Annotated in this window: 13 protein-coding genes; 7 read left to right on the top strand and 6 right to left on the bottom strand. The window is 64.3% G+C overall.

All coding sequences use genetic code 11. The features are described 5' to 3' along the window. The first annotated feature begins 5 nt into the window (after positions 1-5). The 4 genes from ACSYHF_RS14970 (at position 6) to ACSYHF_RS14955 (ending at position 3,796) form a co-directional block, all read left to right on the top strand. Positions 6-398, top strand: coding sequence for a hypothetical protein (locus tag ACSYHF_RS14970; protein ID WP_005418286.1), 393 nt, complete (start codon positions 6-8; stop codon positions 396-398). Positions 399-912: 514 nt separating this feature from the next. Then, positions 913-1,698, top strand: coding sequence for a phytanoyl-CoA dioxygenase family protein (locus ACSYHF_RS14965; protein ID WP_329848460.1), 786 nt, complete (start codon positions 913-915; stop codon positions 1,696-1,698). Beyond that, positions 1,695-2,924, top strand: coding sequence for an NUDIX domain-containing protein (locus tag ACSYHF_RS14960; RefSeq protein ID WP_447575769.1), 1,230 nt, complete (start codon positions 1,695-1,697; stop codon positions 2,922-2,924). The genes ACSYHF_RS14965 and ACSYHF_RS14960 overlap by 4 nt, the downstream gene beginning before the upstream one ends. After that, positions 2,921-3,796 (top strand): hypothetical protein, encoded by an 876-nt coding sequence (locus ACSYHF_RS14955; RefSeq protein WP_180886283.1) that lies wholly within the window; start codon positions 2,921-2,923, stop codon positions 3,794-3,796. Before ACSYHF_RS14960 ends, ACSYHF_RS14955 begins: the two co-directional genes overlap by 4 nt. 133 nt (positions 3,797-3,929) lie before the next feature. On the opposite strand, the gene ACSYHF_RS14950 is transcribed toward ACSYHF_RS14955, so the two are convergent. The 4 genes from ACSYHF_RS14950 to ACSYHF_RS14935 form a co-directional block, all read right to left on the bottom strand. Continuing rightward, entirely contained in the window at positions 3,930-5,894 is a 1,965-nt protein-coding gene (locus tag ACSYHF_RS14950) for a M2 family metallopeptidase (RefSeq protein WP_065178233.1), read from the bottom strand. A gap of 603 nt (positions 5,895-6,497) precedes the next feature. After that, on the bottom strand, positions 6,498-8,147 hold the full coding sequence (locus ACSYHF_RS14945; RefSeq protein ID WP_447575768.1) for a phosphoethanolamine transferase: 1,650 nt from the start codon (positions 8,145-8,147) through the stop codon (positions 6,498-6,500). After that, positions 8,144-8,911, bottom strand: coding sequence for a phosphatase PAP2 family protein (locus tag ACSYHF_RS14940; RefSeq protein WP_447575767.1), 768 nt, complete (start codon positions 8,909-8,911; stop codon positions 8,144-8,146). The genes ACSYHF_RS14945 and ACSYHF_RS14940 overlap by 4 nt, the downstream gene beginning before the upstream one ends. Before the next feature lie 112 nt (positions 8,912-9,023). Then, positions 9,024-10,727 carry an ArnT family glycosyltransferase gene (locus tag ACSYHF_RS14935; protein ID WP_447575766.1) on the bottom strand — a complete coding sequence of 568 codons (1,704 nt, stop codon included), beginning with the start codon at positions 10,725-10,727 and terminating at the stop codon, positions 9,024-9,026. A 130-nt stretch (positions 10,728-10,857) separates the two neighbouring features. Between ACSYHF_RS14935 and ACSYHF_RS14930 the strand changes: the two genes are divergently transcribed. The 3 genes from ACSYHF_RS14930 to ACSYHF_RS14920 all read left to right on the top strand — a co-directional run bounded on the left by ACSYHF_RS14930 (position 10,858) and on the right by ACSYHF_RS14920 (position 14,215). Continuing rightward, the gene (locus ACSYHF_RS14930) at positions 10,858-11,571 is read left to right on the top strand and encodes a response regulator transcription factor (protein WP_005418278.1); all 714 of its coding nucleotides are present in this window, start codon (positions 10,858-10,860) and stop codon (positions 11,569-11,571) included. Then, positions 11,558-12,844, top strand: a complete 1,287-nt coding sequence (locus ACSYHF_RS14925) for a sensor histidine kinase (protein ID WP_005418277.1) — start codon at positions 11,558-11,560, stop codon at positions 12,842-12,844. Before ACSYHF_RS14930 ends, ACSYHF_RS14925 begins: the two co-directional genes overlap by 14 nt. A 120-nt stretch (positions 12,845-12,964) precedes the next feature. Continuing rightward, entirely contained in the window at positions 12,965-14,215 is a 1,251-nt protein-coding gene (locus ACSYHF_RS14920; RefSeq protein WP_447575765.1) for a DUF819 family protein, read from the top strand. A gap of 219 nt (positions 14,216-14,434) precedes the next feature. Here the strand turns inward: ACSYHF_RS14920 and ACSYHF_RS14915 are convergent, their stop codons facing one another. Both ACSYHF_RS14915 and ACSYHF_RS14910 read right to left on the bottom strand, forming a co-directional pair. After that, on the bottom strand, positions 14,435-14,659 hold the full coding sequence (locus ACSYHF_RS14915) for a YbdD/YjiX family protein (RefSeq protein ID WP_005410613.1): 225 nt from the start codon (positions 14,657-14,659) through the stop codon (positions 14,435-14,437). After that, a complete protein-coding gene (locus ACSYHF_RS14910) occupies positions 14,659-16,740 on the bottom strand; it encodes a carbon starvation CstA family protein (protein WP_005418274.1) in 2,082 nt (693 codons plus the stop codon). The genes ACSYHF_RS14915 and ACSYHF_RS14910 overlap by 1 nt, the downstream gene beginning before the upstream one ends. Between the last annotated feature and the right edge of the window lie 169 nt (positions 16,741-16,909).

Below are 16,909 nucleotides of genomic sequence, written 5' to 3'. Positions count from 1 at the left end.
GCACCATGTCCACCAGCTCCAAGACCCGCCGCGACCAGCGCCGTCGCCAGGAAAAGCAGGCCGCCAACAAGGCCGCTGCCCAGGCTTCGCCGGTGGAGCCGCATGCCGAACTGCGCGACGCGCAGCGCACCCTGCTGGCCGGTGTCGTGCGCCGCGACGGCGAATGGGTGCTGGGCATGGACGGCCGTATCGCCGGCCACAGTGACTCTGCCGCACAGGTACTGGCGCTGATCATGCAGGCCGGTGAACTGCACGAGCGCAACGGCACGCCGGTGCGCCTGATGTACTCCGATGCGCTGCGCGACGCCGCGCACGCCGAAGCGAAAGAGAAGGGCCAGACCTTCGAGGAATTCAAGGCGGAACTGGCCGCGGCGATGGCGGCGAAGAAGGACAGCTGACAGGCATTCCGGAAAAGCCGGCCGCTTGGTCTTCATCGCGTAGCTGCCGGACAGCGGCCGGCGCTACAGAAAGGGGCGGATCCTTGCGGACCCGCCCCTTTCTGTAGCCGCCGGGGCGGCGTTGGCCTGCCAGCCACACATCTGGCCTTCGTTCTGCTGCTTCAGCCACTCGTTGACCGGAGTGAAGTACTCGGTCATCGGCGACGAGACGCCATGAGGCGATTTTCACTTGTGTCCTGAGTCGAAAGCGTCAGCGCAACGACCGCTTACCTTGGCAAGGTACGGAACGACTACTCCGTTCTCAGAAACTCTATTTCATGACGGCGGGCTGGATCGCTGGAAACTCGAAGCATCTGGACGTGGGACAGGTCACAGATGCAGATTTTCCGGAATTTCCTTACAGAAGTGTCATGCGAGATAGAAGTGATGTCCGTGGAGAAAAGGTGGATAAAAGGTTGCGCGCAATCCAACTTCATGCGCGCCAACCTTCTCAATGGACGAGAGGTGCTGTGCTTTGAAATCCATCGAAGAGCTCTACTTCGAGTTTGACCTCAACGGCTACGTCATCCTCCGTGGCGTCCTTGACCCCGAGCATATTTGCAGACTTCAGCAGTACTGGTCGCAACACCTGGAGAACGGGCCACTTCATGACGTCAATCTGGACTGGGGTGACGAGTGGCGGCAGCTGGTTGACCCAGAGCCGGTCTTCCGCTTCCTGACAGCTGTGTTCAGGGGGCGGTTCCGTATGGACCACATGTTCTGTGCCAGCGAGAGATTTGTGAGCAGCGCAGGTAACCTACACCATCACGCAGACATGTTCGACGAAGGCATCTACTACTGGGTGCGGAATGGTCGTGTCCACGCAGGTCTCATAGGTGTTCAGTACGCGCTGACTGACAACGGGATCTCTCACAATCACTTCTGCTGCATTCCCGGCTCTCACCGCGCAAATTTTCCGGTGCCGGACGCGTGCCGGCAGCTCGAGGGCAATGAGCTGTTGCGGCACATCCCTCTTGATGCGGGTGACGCGTTGGTATTCTCAGAGGCGCTGGTTCATGGCACGTACGCTGTGGCAGGATCAAGCCAGCGGCGTGCCGTTTTCGCGCGCTATATGAACAATCACTCGTATTTCCGCCGGCCGCCTGAGCACACGGCGTTGACGATACTGCCTGCCACCCCGAACCACTCGGAAGCTCCTTCCATCCCATTCGATGCATCTCTTCTCACGGAGCGGCAGCGTCGGCTGGTCGCTGAGCCTGCCTATGCGCGCGGACACGAGCCGCTGGGAGTAGGGCCATGAGCCCGGTGAGTGTCAAGGCTGTCATCGCAGACTCAAGCGGGCGGGTGTTGTTTCTACGGAATCCGCGAGGCGAACTTGAGCTTCCAGGAGGGCGTCCTGACGTTGGGGAAAGTCTGGAAGAAACCCTTTCGCGGGAAGTGCTTGAGGAGTGTGGGCTGGTCGTGACAGAGGCTGCTTACCTTGGCAGCCGCTCCTGCGCGATTGTTCCAGGGAAGAGCGTCCTGCTCGTGTTCTACAGGTGCGGGCATGCTGGGGGCGCGATCCGTCTAAGCGACGAACATGCGGACTTCAGATGGGTGGAAGTGGTTGGGGCCCGGCCAGAGGATGTGCCTGAGTACTACTGGTCCGCTGCATTGCAGCTTGAGCAGTGGTCGAGTGTAGACGAGGGGCAGATTCCGGCGCGCGATCTGGAGTATCCGCTAGCTACCGGGGAGCGGGATAGGAAGCGCCTTCTCATAACGGCCGATATTTACGATGCCAGCACGAAAGAGTTCATCGAGACCTACCTTCCTGACAGGAAAGGCAGGATCCTGGAAGTGGGGGCCGGGCATGGGTCCATCTCCCGATGGATGGCCAAGGTGCGTCCGGATTCGGTCGTGTTGGGTGTGGATTCGAGTGAGCAGCAAGTGGCCTTGTCTGCCCGTGAAGCCGATCTTTTGGTCATCAGGAACGTCAGCTACACGGTGGCTGATCTCAGAGAGATCGAAGAGTGGGATGGCGTTGGAGACGAGTTCGATCTGATCACTTGTCGGTTTACTCTGCTGCACCTCAAGGAACGCGCCCGGATCGTGAATGGGTTGCTCAGTCGTTTGAGTGTTTCCGGAGTTCTGGTATTGGAGGAACCTGCGCTGGACAGTGTCTTCTGCATCCCGAGTGTTCCAGCATTTACCCGCGCCAATTCCGCGATCAGAAGGTTCGGCGAAGTAAATGGGCTTGACTATGACTGCATCGCAGAAATATGGAAAATAGCCGCTGGAAGTGAATCGATGCTTCGGGGAGTGAGGTTCAGTCAGCCCACCGTCTGGTCCCGTGCTCACAAGGAGCTGGTGCTGCTGTCGTTCATGAATTTCAAGCCTCGCCTGGTGGCTGAGTTCATTCTCGATCCTGGCGACGCGGACGCGATTGAAATGTCCCTGCGACATGACTACATGGATGAGCGAGTCGTCTCTGGAGGGCTCCGCACTCTCCAAGTCGCGATGTCCAAGGCGACTGAGGTCAATGTATGACCGAGTTCTGGATTGACCAGGCATGCAGCGGTGCCTATGTGGACGTTCCGAACGAGGATGTGGTGGGTTATCTGTCGCGAGGGGACAGCCTCCTGATCTGGGTGATTGATGGCGGCTCTCCGCTCAGTGACCAGCCATTTACCGTTTTTTCTGGTGAATCCAATTCTGGCTGGTTTGCGCGACGCTTGTCGGAGGGTCTGAAGGCAGAGTTCAGTCAACGCGCGTTTGATACGTCCGTGCTGGCGCAGATCATCGACCAGCTCAAGCGCGAGTTCGATGAACGCTCTGAGGGTGTCGCCGCCGAGTGGAGTTGGCCGGTGGCTGCGGCTGTCCTGGTGGAAATCAGCGAATTCGATGGCCAGGTGGAGATGACGGTCTATCGGTATGCAGACTGCTTCTTCAACGTTGTGCAGGACGATCTGGGGGCAGATGTAATGCGCAGGCGAATTACCGCAGAGCCCGCTTGTCTCAATGCGTGGAAGCCAGCATCAGGATTCTGTGGCGCAAAACTCGAGGCCCTGCGGATAAGGCGCGTACAGCAGCAACGCAACGTGGACACGAGTGCGCTGACGATTAACGCGGGGAGTGCCATGAACGCAACGGTAATCTCCTTCAGCGTCAGCAGGCCGCTCCACGTTCTCGTCGGTAGTGACGGCTTGGCGAGGTTGTGGGAGGTATACCGCGAATTGGAGGTTGCCGAGGCAATGTCGATCGTGGCGACTTCAGGCGTGGCACGATTGGTGGCAAGACTGAGGCAGTTCGAAGCCTCTCCCGGGAGGAGCCAGTTGGATATGAAGCCCGTGGATGATGCCTGCGGCATTCATGTATTCATGCCGGCGCGGCGCGAGGCCATGAACAATGCACTCCGCTGAACTGGCCCACGGAGATTGGAAAGATGTCCCGTTTCCAAGGGCAGCGCATTGAAGGGCCTTGTGGTCTCACAAGCTGCCGGCCAGCGGCCGGCGCTACAGAAGGGGGCGGATCCTTGCGGACCCGCCCCTTTTCTCATTTCGCCGCCGGGGCGGCGTTGGCCTGCCAGCCACACATCTGGCCTTCGTTCTGCTGCTTCAGCCACTCGTTGACCGGAGTGAAGTACTCGATCATCGGGCCGGCATCGAGCTTGTCGGTGCCGGTCAGCTCCTTCAGCGTGGCCTGCCACGGCTGGCTGGCACCCTTGCTCAGCATCGCCCAGTATTTCTGGCCGGCTTCCTTGTTGCCGTAGAAGGTGCACTCGTGCAGCGGGCCCTTGTAGCCGGCCGCATCGCACAGGCCCTTGTAGAACTGGAACTGCAGGATGCGGGCCAGGAAGTAGCGGGTGTACGGGGTGTTGCCCGGCACGTGGTACTTCGCGCCCGGATCGAAGAATTCCTCGCCACGGGTGCTGGCCGGGGCCACGCCCTGGTACTTGGCCTTCAGGTCCCACCACGCCTTGTTGTAGTTGTCGGCGGTGATCGAACCATCGAACACGCCCCAGCGCCAGCGGTCGATCATCAGCCCGAACGGCAGGAACGACACGCCCGACAGCGCCATGCGCATCTGGTTGTTGATGACCGCTTCGCGGCTCTCGGTCGGTGCATCGACCAGGCCGATCGAGCTGAGGTACTTGGGCGTCATCGCCAGCACGATGGTGTCGCCGATCGCCTCATGGAAGCCATCGTTGGCACCGCCCTGGAACAGCGGCGGCAGCGGGTTGTAGGCCAGGTCGTAATAGATGTGGCCCAGCTCGTGGTAGATGGTGGTGAAGTTCTCTTCGTTCGGCTTGATGCACATCTTGGTGCGCACATCGCCTTCCATGTTCATGTCCCAGGCGCTGGCGTGGCAGACCACATCGCGGTCGTCGGGCTTGATGAACTGGGTGCGTTCCCAGTACGACTGCGGCAGCGACGGCATGCCCAGCGACACATAGAAGTCCTGTGCGCGTTCGGTCATCTGCTTGGCGGTACGCAGTTCGGCTTCGCGCTGGGCCTTGTACTGCGCCGCCACGTTGGCGTCCTTGCCGGCCTTGGCCAGCGCCGCGCTCAGGTTGGCCTGGTACTGCTTTTCCAGTGCCGCGGTGATGTCCAGGCTGCCGGCGCCGGGGTAGGGTTCCAGCTGGTCCCACAGGTTCGACCAGTCCTGCTGCCACATGTTGCCGAGCAGGTGCGCGGCGATCAGGCCGTTGCCCACTTCGGCCTTGTCCTTGCCGTAGGTCTTGTCCAGCTTGCCGCGTGCGTAGCAGTGCAGCTGCTCGTACATCGGCTTGACCTGTTCCCAGAGGCGGTCGGTTTCCGGGCCGATCTGTTCGGGCGGCATGTCATAGCCGCTGCGCCACATCTGGCCGGCATCGGCAAAGCCCATGCCCTTGGCGCCCTCGTTCACCAGGCCGACGAACTTCTGGTAGTCGCCGCGCATGCTCTTGGTGGTGCTGTGCCAGCCCTGCCAGGCGTCGAGCTGCTTGTCGTAGTCGCGGCTGCGCGCCAGCACCTGTTCCAGCTCGCCCAGCTGGCGGCAGGAGTTCGGATCATTGGCATCGGTGCAGTACTTGCCGGCACCGTAGCTGCCTTCCATGCGGGTGGCGATCTGGGTCAGCTCGGCCAGCTTGGCCGGGTCGCGCGGTGCAGGCATCGACGACATCAGCTTCAGCAGGTGGATCGCGCGCTTGCTGTCCTCGCTCATCGGCTTGCCGTCGAACTTGGCGGCCTGTTCGATCCAGCTGTTGAGCTGGGTGAGCGAACGCTCGTTGGCTTTGGCCGCAATGCGTTCCGAATCACCGTTGATGTAGGTGGAGGACAGCCACTGCGCCGAGGTCATCTCCGGGTAAGCGGCCTTGAATTCGGCATTGATGCGGGCCACGAACTGGTCGGCGGTTTCACCGGCCGGAGCGCTGCTGCTGGCGGTATCGGTGCCTGGGGCAGCTTCCTTCTTGCAGGCGGCCAGGGCCAGTGTGGCGGCGGCGATTGCCGAGGCCAGCAGGAGATGACGGTGTTTCACGGGCGGTCCTTGGGTGGTGAACGACGGCCGAAGGCTAGTGGGCCGTCGCTGCCACCGCAAGTGGCGGACGTCAGCCGGGCGGCGCCCGGCACCCGCAGAGGCCAGAGCACAAGCAACAGCAACCGCCGAAGCAACCGCAACAGCGGGGTATCCGTGGGATGGCGCGGCGGTGTGGGCTTGCAGGACACGCCGTAAACCCATCCATGGGGGCTCGATGGCGCCATCCATGGCGCCAACGGTCCTGCAAGCCCACACCGCCCCACGTCTGACAGATCGTGGCGGCTGTTGGTAGGTGTCGACCTTGGTCGACACATCTGTCAGGTATCGACAATCAAAATGGGGTCAGATCCGTTTTCCTCCGGAAAACGGATCTGACCCCAAGATCGTTCCGACAGATCGCGGAAAACTGTCGAAGGCGGGGTGGGTCCGGTTGCGGGGGCGTGAGCCGCATGGATGCGGCGACCGAGCTTACATGGACGTACTTGCAGCGTACCCCGCAACCGGACCCACCCCGCCACCCCTCAGGAAACCCGCTTCTGCTGTTGCTTCGGCCGTTGCCGTTGCCCCTGCAGGTGCAGGGCTGCAAGCCCTGCCGAACAACCCTCAACCTTCGCAGTTGGCGAACACGTCGCGGTCGCGCTCGTACAGCGCCGTCTTCACCTGCATCAGGCCCAGCACCGACGGGAACAGGTTGTCGTGGTCGGTATACGCCGCCGAACGCTTGCGCACGCACTGCAGATCCAACCCACGGCTGCTGGCGAAGCCCGGCGAGAACCACATCGTCATCGGTACGCGGGTCTGCTCGGCCGGTGCGATCGCATACGGCACGCCATGCAGGAACAGGCCCTTCTCGCCCAGCGATTCACCATGGTCGGACAGGTAGATCATCGCCGTGTCGTAATCCTGCATGCCCTGCAGGGTACCAATGGTCTTGCTCAGGAAATGATCGGTGTACAACACCGCGTTGTCATAGCTGTTGGTGATCTCGTCGCGCGAGCAACGGCCGATGTCACGGGTGTCGCAGGTTGGCTTGAAGCGGGCAAAGGCGGGCGGGTAGCGCTCGAAGTAGGCCGGGCCGTGGTTGCCCAGCTGGTGCAGCACCACCACCCGGTCGCCGGGCTTGGCCCGCACCTGGGTGGCCAGGTCCTGCAGCAGGATCTCGTCCATGCAGCGACCATCCGCGCACAGGCCGGGTGTAGTGGCGTCGGACAATGACTGGAAGTCCAGGCCCTCGCACACGCCCTTGCAGCCGGACTGGTTGTCACGCCACAGCGGCGCGATGCCGGCGCGGTTCAGTACGTGCAGCAGCGACTGGTGCGCACGGATCTTCTTCTCGTCGTAGTCGTGGCGGCCCCACGGCGAGAACAGGCACGGCAGCGAGACCTCCGTGCTGGTGCCGCACGAATGCATGTCCGGGAAATTGATCACGCTGGCCTGCGCCAGTTCCGGAGTGGTGTTGCGGCCACCGTTGAGGCCCCAGTTCTGCGCACGCACGGTCTCGCCCATGACGATCACCAGCAGGCGCGGCTTGCTGGCCGGCGCTCGCGGAGTGGCCTTGGCGTCGGTGCCGATCGGCAGCTTCGGTGCGCGCTGCACCGGGTTGTCGCCACGCAGCGCACGCGGCATGCCCAGCAGCACGTTGGCCGGGGTGGCGAGGTAACGCACTTCGCGCTGGTTGCGCATCAGTGCCGAAACATCCTGGAACGAGATCAACGCGCCGCCGACGGCGGTCACCGCGGCCACCGCCAGGAACCCCAGTCGCCACAGCAGGGTGCGGCCCCAGCTGCGGCGACGCAGCTGCACGCGCCACAACACCGCCATCGGCAACACGGCCAGCAACAGTACCGGCCACAGCAGCGACACGGTCATCAGCTCGCGGCTTTCCTTGGGGTCCGTCGCCAGCACGTTGCGCAGCATGTCCGCATCCAGGTAGATGTGGTAGCGACTCATGTAGTGCGCGGCGAATGCGGTCACCAGCAGCAACAGGCTGATCACCACCTTGGCGTTCCAGCGCCAGACCAGGATGCCCAGCAGCACGCCGTGAGCACCCAGCAGCAACAGCAGCAGCGAAAGCGCGTAGCGCAGGCTGCCTGGATGGCTGGCCATCGCGCTGTGCCAGAACAGGCCATTGCCGGCCACCGCGAAGAACAGGCTGGTCAGCGCGATCAGCGCTTCGGTGGACAGCTGCGGCCGCCAGTGGCGCAGACCCGCAAGGGCGGGGAGGCGGGCGGGCCGTTGGACCGATGCGCTCATGCGTTTGCCTCCTGGCGGTTGGCATGGTTCAGTTGACGGTGTGTCAGGACGCGCTTGGCGATCAGATAGAGGCCGAGCGAAAGCAGCCAGCAGATCAATGCAGTGGCGACGTCATGCGAAAGGAAATGCGCACCGCGCAGCTGCTGGCCGATGCCGAACACCAAACCGGCGCCGAGGCCGATCCACAACCCGGCCCAGCGCCACGACGGGCGCCATAGGAGGGCGAAATAGTACAGGCACAGCCAGGCGTAGCCGGCACTGGCGTGCCCGGCCGGGAAGCAGGCCTGCGCGGCCATGCCAGCGGGGCGTGCGGTGAAAAGCCCGATAAATGGCTGGTGGCCGCCGTAGCGCAGCAAGTCCCAAGGGCATTCCATCGGCACCAGTGACTTCAGCAGGGAGATCACGCCGGTGCCCAGCGCCAGGGCAAGTACGACATAAAGCAGCGCCCACCGCAGGGTGTGATCGCGTCCTTTACGCCAGTGGTGGAAGCACAGCAGGATCGCGACCAAGGCCGCTGACGTGCTCAGCCATTTGCCGGCCTTGTGCACCACCGTGCGGGTGATCCAGGCGTCCTGTAGCACCCATCGGCCGCCCTCAAGACGGAACAGGTGGTCGGCCACCCACTGGTCGCCGCCGAACCCCATCAGCAGCGCAAACACGGGCAGACCGATTGCGACAGGCAGCCAAAAGTGAGTTACGGCGAATCTTGACGCCAGTGGCGATGTCGCAAGCGGCGCGATCGAATCAAGGGGACGAACGGGCATGCTGAGGGAAGGCGGGTTCGGGAATCCGCAGTCATGCTCGTCACCTGCATGTCGGAGAAGGGTCGGACGCTCGTTCGCGCCGGGTTAATGCTTGCCCGGCACGAGTCAACGTTCAGTCTTCTTCGGCGGTCGAGCCGGCCCGTTCGGCGTGGCATTGCGGATCCCAGGCCGTACCGGGAAGCAGTTGCCAACGATTCCTGTTGGCAACACCGATATCGATCACCTTGGCCGGATCCACGCAGGGGCTCATCGCCTCGTCCAGCACCAGCAGCCAGCGCTTGTCCGGCGCCTCGGCCACCCACGGGCCGGCGTCGTGCCACTGCTCGGCCCAGGGCCGCTTGAAGCCGAACTCGCGTACCGGGCGGTCAGCCTGCAGCAGGTTCTGCTCGCGCCAGGCGACCAGCGCCAGTTCGGCGTCCGGACCGATCCGTGCGCCGACGCGGCGCATCAGCGCCGATGCCGATGCGTAGGGATCCAGTGCCGGAATCAGCACCAGGCCGTAGAGCATCCACAGCATGCCGTGGGTCAACAGCACCAGTGTCGTGGCGCGGCGCACCCGCAACCAGACGACCAGCGTGGCCAGCGCGATGGCGAAGGTCAGCAGGCCATCACCCAGCACCGGCAGCAGCGCATCGGGCATGGCCCGGCGCTCCAGTTGCGCCAAGGCCCACGGGTGCTCGGTCATCAGCATCACGCCGAGCACGCCGGTGGCCAGCATCAGCACCACGCTGTAGCCGAACAGATAGCGGCGCACGCACAGCCGGCGCAGCAAGCCGGGCAACAACGGCGCAACCGCCAGTGCCATCGCAGGCAGCATCGGCAGCACATAGACCTCGCGCTTGCCCGGGCTGGCGCTGAAGAACACCAGCACCAGCAGCGCCCAGCCCAGCAGCAGCCACTGCCGGCGGTCGCCCCGGCGGATGCGGCGCCACCACGGCTTGAACAGCAGCGGCAGCAGCAGGCTGCCCGGCAGCCATAGGGTCAGGATCACCTGCAGGTAGTACCAGGCCGGTTGGCGATGGTGCCAGGCGTTGGCATAGCGGGTACCGGTCTGCTTGAACAACAGTTCATGCGCGTAGGCCTGCAGTTCGGCGCTGGGCGTGTGCAGCAGCGCCCAGCCCAGCGGGGCAAGCCACACCGACACGCCCAGCAGGAAGGCCGGGATCAGCCACAGCAGCGTTGCCGGGTGGGGGCCGTCCACGCTGCGACCGCGGCGACGCTGGTACAGCCACCAGCCGAACCACGGCAGGACCACCAGCAGCGGCAGGAAACCCACGCCTTTGGTCACCGTGCCGAGGCCAGCGGCGAACCCCGCCAGCCACAAGGCAGCCAAGTTGCGGCGTTCGCACAGGTGGCGCATCAAGCCCCACAGGGCCACCGTGGTCATGCCGACCAGCACCATGTCGATCTGCGCGCGCTTGGCCATCAGGCCAAACTGCAGGGTGCAGAACAGCGCCGCCAGGGCGTACAGGGAATGCCGCGGTGACCACAGTCGGCGTGCCAGATCCGACACCAACCACAGGCTGAGCAGGGCGCCCAGCAGCGACGGCAGCAGGAACGACCACTGCCAGCTGCCGACGATCTCGTAGGCCGCCGCCTGCAGCCACATGAAGACCGGCGGCTTCTCCGCATACAGCTCCACGCCCCGGTGCGGCAGCAGCCATTGCCCGCTTTCGACCATGGTGCGGGCCGCCAGCACGAAGCGCGGCTCGTCCGGTGGCTGCGGCTGCCGAAGGCCGATCCCCGCTGCCAGCGCAGCAACGATCAACAGCCACAACAGGGGCAGGCGCCAACGGCGGGGCAGGGCTACGGGCACGGCAGGCTCCGGGAGCAAAACGGCCATTCTGAGGTGGCGGGGGTTGGAAAAGCGTCAGAGGAGGCCGGGGCGACCGCATTCCGACATGCGCAGCGCTACCATGGTACGAACTTCCGTGGATGTTTCGTGCATGCGTCTGTTGGTGATCGAGGACAACCGCCAGCTGGTGGCCAACCTGTTCGACTACTTCGAGTCGCGCGGGCATGTGCTCGACGTGGCCCCGGACGGCATCACCGGCCTGCACCTGGCCGGCAGCCACCCCTACGACGCGGTGATCCTGGACTGGATGCTGCCACGCATGGAGGGGCCGGAGGTGCTGCGTCGCCTGCGCGCCGAGCACGCTTCGGAGGTGCCGGTGATCATGCTGACCGCGCGCGACGAGCTGCCGGACAAGATCACCGGATTCCGCGCAGGTGCCGACGACTACCTGACCAAGCCGTTCGCCCTGCCCGAGCTGGAAGTTCGGCTGGAGGCGCTGCTGCTGCGTGCGCAGGGCCGAAACCCGCGCAAGCGCCTGCAGGTGGGCGACCTGGTGCTGGACCTGGCGACCCTCGAAGCCCAGCGGGGGGGGCAGGTACTCCACCTGTACCCGGCCTGCCGCAAGCTGCTGGAGGTGCTGATGCGTGCCAGCCCCGGTGCGGTCACCCGCCAACAGCTGGAGTTCGCCCTGTGGGGCGATGAGCCACCGGATGGTGACCTGCTGCGCTCGCATGTCTACGAGCTGCGCCGCAGCGTCGACGGTCCGTTTGCCGACAAGCTGATCCACACCCTGCCGCGGGTTGGTTACCGTCTTGCGGTGACCGCGGCCGCCGGTGCAGGCAAGGATGATGATGAAGGCGCGTAGGCCGGGCCCGCTGTACCGGCGCGTGGTGTGGTGGTTGCTGGGCTACCTGGCCCTGCTGTCGATCGCCGTGTTCAGCGTCGGCAACTACGTGCACGAACACGCCGAACATGCCGCCTGGCGCGCGCTGCTCAATTCCGAACTGGACAGCATCGTCGAGCACGTCGAGCATGAGCCGCACTATCGCTGGCAGGATTCGGACACGCTCAGCCTGTACCGCTTCGATGCAGTCAACCTGCCTGACAGCCTGCGTACGCTGCATCCGGGCCTTCACGACGGCGTGATGATCAAAGGCCGGGAGACGGCGGTGATGGTGCGCGAGACCCGGTCGATGGGACGTGTCGCGCTGGCGCTGGACATCTCCGACTTCCATGATCTGGAGCAGTTCGCCACGCGCTGGGTGATGCTGGCCGGGGTGATCATGATCTTCGTCACCGTGCTGATGGCGTCCTTCGGTATGGAACGCATGGTGCGCCCGTTGAGCCTGCTGGCCCAGCACATCGGCGCATTGCGGCCGGGCGTTCAGGGCCAGCGCATCGAGGTCGACCCGCGCGGCAGTTCCGAGCTGCACACCATCGCCGATGCGCTGAACGACTACCTGGACCGCAACGAGCAGTTCGTCGAGCGTGAGCGGGTCTTCATCAGTACCGCCAGCCACGAACTGCGCACGCCGATCGCAGTGATGACCGGTGCAGCCGAGCTGGCGCTGGAGCAACCGGGCTTGCCCGAACGTGCCCGCCAGCAGATGCAGCGGGTCCTGCGCACGGCACAGAGCGTGGAGCAGCTGATCGAGCTGCTGCTGGTGCTGGCGCGTGATCCTGCGCGCCTGGCCGCGCGTGCCGAGCGCATCGCACTGGACCAGCTGCTGCCGGAGATCGTCGACGACCATCGACACCTGCTCGGCGACAAGGACCTGAGCATCGGTATCCAGGCCGCGCCGGTGGATATCGTCGCGCCGCTGGCGGTGGTGCAGGCGGCGATCGGCAACCTGCTGCGCAATGCCATCGAAAACAGCGGCCGCGGCCATATCGAGCTGCAGCTGAGTTCGTCGGCGGTACTGACGCTGCAGGACCCCGGGCATGGGATGAGCCCGGAGGAGATCGCGGCGATCCACGCGCGCATGGCCCGCGGTGAGCGTGCCGATCGAGGCAGTGGCATCGGCCTGGACCTGATCGCGCGGCTGTGCGAGCACCTGGGCTGGACGCTGCAGTTGCAGCCCTGCCAACCGCGCGGGACGCGTGTCACCCTGGACTTCGGCGCTTCGCGCCCCGCCTGATCGGACGGCCGACCTGCTCCGCGCTGCGGCATGACCCGGCGTGAAGACAGTGTTAATCTCGACCTGCGCCGCTTCATGCGGCGCTTTTTTTTCCCGCTCTTTCGATCGACAGAGGATCCCATGCCGACCGAACCCGCTACTGCCCTGATCAGCAACGATATCGTTGGACTGGGCCTGATTGCCGCCACCCTGGCCCTGATCTTCTGGGCCGCCAGTGGTCCGACCCCGCTGTTGAAGAAGATCTTCGCCTGGGTGCCGGCACTGCTGCTGTGCTATTTCATCCCCGCCATCTACAACACCGCCGGTGTCATCGATGGCCACAACACCTCGCTGTACAACCCGGTCGCGCGTGACGTGCTGCTGCCGGCCGCGCTGGTCCTGCTGACGCTGTCGATCGACCTCAAGGGCGTCATCAAGCTGGGGCCGAAGCTGTTGCTTGTGTTCTGTGCCGGTACCGCTGGCATCATGCTCGGTGCGATCGTCTCCTTCCAGCTGATGAAGCTGATCCATCCGGAAACGGTGGCCGGTGATACCTGGGCCGGCATGGCCGCACTGGCCGGCAGCTGGATCGGTGGCGGCGCCAACATGGTCGCCATGCGTGAGGTGTTCGGCACCGACGCCACCACCTTCGGCCAGTTCGCCGTGGTCGACGTGGCCTGCGCCAGCCTGTGGATGGCGATCCTGCTGTTCCTGGCCAACCGCGCGCAGCAGATCGACACCCGCAACGGGGCCGATACGCGCGCCATCGACGAGATGAAGGCACGCATCAGCGCCTACGAGGCACAGAACGCGCGCATTCCCAGCATGACCGACCTGATGGTGATCGTCGGCGTGGCACTGGGTGGCGTCGGCCTGGCCCACGCCATCGCCGCACCGCTGTCGGGCTGGTTCAATGCCAACGTCAGCTGGGCCAGCCAGTTCAGCCTGGACAGCCAGTTCGTGTGGGTGATCCTGCTGTCCACGGCGATGGGCCTGGGCCTGAGCTTCACCCGTGCGCGCCGGCTGGAAGCCGCAGGCGCTTCGCGGTTGGGCACGGTGTTTCTGTACTTCCTGATCGCCTGCATCGGCATGCAGATGAACCTGCTGTCGCTGCTGGATCGGCCGTGGCTGTTCCTGCTCGGCGCGATCTGGATGGCCACGCATGTGCTGGTGCTGTGGGTGGTGGCCAAGCTGCTGCGCGCGCCGCTGTTCTTCTTCGCGATAGGTTCGCAGGGCAACATCGGGGCGGCCGCCTCGGCACCGGTGGTTGCTGCGGCGTTCCATCCGACGCTGGCGCCGGTGGGGGTGCTGCTGGGTACGGTGGGCTATGCCACCGGTACCGGGTTGGCTTATGTCACCGGCCTGATCCTGAAGTGGATGGCCGGCGCCTGAGTTCTGACCGGATCCTGTTGCGGGTTCGCGGCGTGCGCCGCGAACCCGCTCTGCCCGTGTAGGGCCGAGCCCGCGCTCGGCCTTTTTTCAAAGAAGGGGTCAGATCCGTTTCCCGGAGGAAACGGATCTGACCCCGGACACCATTCGATCAGCGGCGGTCTTCATCCACGCATGGCGTGGATCTACTGAAGGCCGCTGCAGCGCTGTCGAACCTGAGCATCAACAGCAGCGGCCACCATTGCGTCCGCCGTAGCGCGCTTCCTGGCGCTCGCGGAAGAACGTCTTGTAGTCCATCGGCTCCTGGTCCGGATGCTTTTCCAGCATATGCCGGACGTAGTTGTCGTAATCAGGAATGCCACAGCACAGTCGTGCGGTCTGCACCAGGCGCCGCCAGATGCGGCGGTGCGCCTGGTACTGGCCGGCGGGAACCAGTTGCGTACTCATCACAGATCCACCATTTCATGCGGCTTCAGCGCCACGTAAGGGGTCTCGCGGTCGCTGCGCTGCGGATTGCGGCGTGCCGCCAGGATGGTCTTGATCGAATACACCAGGACTGCGCCCACCACCAGCAGGAACAGCGCGGTCAGGCCGGTATTGACGTAGGCGTTGACCACGATCTGCTTCATCTGCGCCACCGACTTGGCCGGCGCCGTGATCGTGTCGCTGGCGAGCGCGGCCTGGAACTTGTGTGCCTGTGCCAGGAAACCCTGCGCCGGGTTGCTGTCGAAGATCTTGATGAAGCCGGCATAGGTGGTGCAGATCAGCAGCCACACCGCCGGTACCGCAGTGACCCACGCATAGCGGTCGCGCTTCATCTTGAACAGCACTACCGTGCCCAGCATCAGTGCGATACCGGCCAGCATCTGGTTGGAGATGCCGAACAACGGCCACAGGGTCTGGATGCCGCCGAACGGATCGACCACACCGGTGTAGAGCAGGTAGCCCCACAGCGCCACGCAGCCGGCGGTACCGATGATGTTGGCGGTCCACGACTCGGTCTTCTTCAGGGCCGGCACGAAGTTGCCCAGCAGGTCCTGCAGCATGAAGCGTCCAGCACGGGTGCCGGCGTCCACCGCGGTCAGGATGAACAATGCTTCGAACAGGATCGCGAAGTGGTACCAGAACGCCATCATTGCGTCGCTGCCACTGGGGATTGCTTCGTGCAGGATCTGCGCGATGCCCACCGCCAGTGTCGGCGCGCCACCTGCACGATGCAGGATGGTCGGCTCGCCGATCGCCGCCGCGGTCGCGGTCAGCTGCTCCGGCGTGATGGTGAAGCCCCAGGTGTTGGTGATGTAGTGCGCCGCCGACGCAGCATCGGCACCGATCACCGCAGCCGGGCTGTTCATCGCGAAGTAGATGCCCGGGTCGATGATCGATGCGGCCACCAGTGCCATCACCGCCACGAACGATTCCATCAGCATGCCGCCGTAGCCGATGTAGCGCATGTGCGCTTCATTGGCCAGCAGCTTCGGCGTGGTGCCGGAGGAAATCAGCGCATGGAAACCAGAGACCGCACCGCAGGCGATGGTGATGAACAGGAACGGGAACATGCCGCCCTTCCACACCGGGCCGTCGCCACTGGCGGCGAACTGGGTCAGCGCCGGCATCTTCAGTTCCGGCATCACGATCAGGATGCCGACGGCCAGCGCGATGATCGTGCCGATCTTGAGGAAGGTCGACAGGTAGTCGCGCGGGGCCAGCAACAGCCACACCGGCAGCACCGATGCGACGAAGCCGTAGCCGATCAGCATCCAGGTGATCTGGGTGCCAGTGAACGTGAACGCCGGGCCCCACACCGGGTCGGCGGCGACCTTGCCGCCGTACCAGATCGCGGCCAGCAGCAGGATCAGGCCGACCACCGAGATCTCGCCGATCTTGCCGGGGCGGATATAGCGCATGTACACGCCCATCAGGATGGCGATAGGCATCGTCGCGATTACCGTGAACATGCCCCACGGGCTTTCGGCCAGCGCCTTGACCACGACCATCGCCAGCACCGCCAGGATGATGATCATGATCAGGAACGCACCGAACAACGCGATGGTGCCGGGTACCTGGCCCATCTCTTCTCTTACCAGGTCGCCCAGCGAACGGCCGTTGCGACGGCTGGACAGGAACAGCACCATGAAGTCCTGCACCGCACCGGCCAGCACCACGCCCACCACCAGCCACAGCAGTCCAGGCAGGTAGCCCATCTGCGCGGCCAGGACCGGGCCGACCAGCGGGCCGGCGCCGGCGATGGCGGCGAAGTGGTGGCCGAACAATACGTGCTTGTTGGTGGGCACGTAGTCCAGGCCATCGTTGTTGATCACCGCCGGCGTGGCCCGGGTCGGATCCAGCTGCATCACCTTGTTGGCGATGAACAGGCTGTAGAAGCGGTAGGCCACCAGGTACAGCGAAACCGCGGCGACGACGATCCACAGCGCATTGATGTGTTCGCCGCGGCGCAGGGCCACGGTGCCCAGACAGAAGGCGCCGAGCAGGGCGAGGACCGCCCAGCCTATTTTGGAAAACCCTTTCATGAGGTGCTCTCTCCCGGAAAGACAGTCAAAGAGTCCCGCGTGCCCTCGACAGGGTCAATTGGCACAGGACGAATCGGCGGTAGTACTTTGGTCGTACGCTTGTTGTGCTGACGTGCAGCGAACATCAGGGATGGAACAATCGGTTGCGGCGCCGTCCATTGGCGTGTGG

This window comes from Stenotrophomonas maltophilia group sp. P373 (assembly GCF_053295075.1).
Note: the sequence above shows the minus strand (reverse complement) of the source record. Positions and strands in the feature narration are given on the sequence as shown.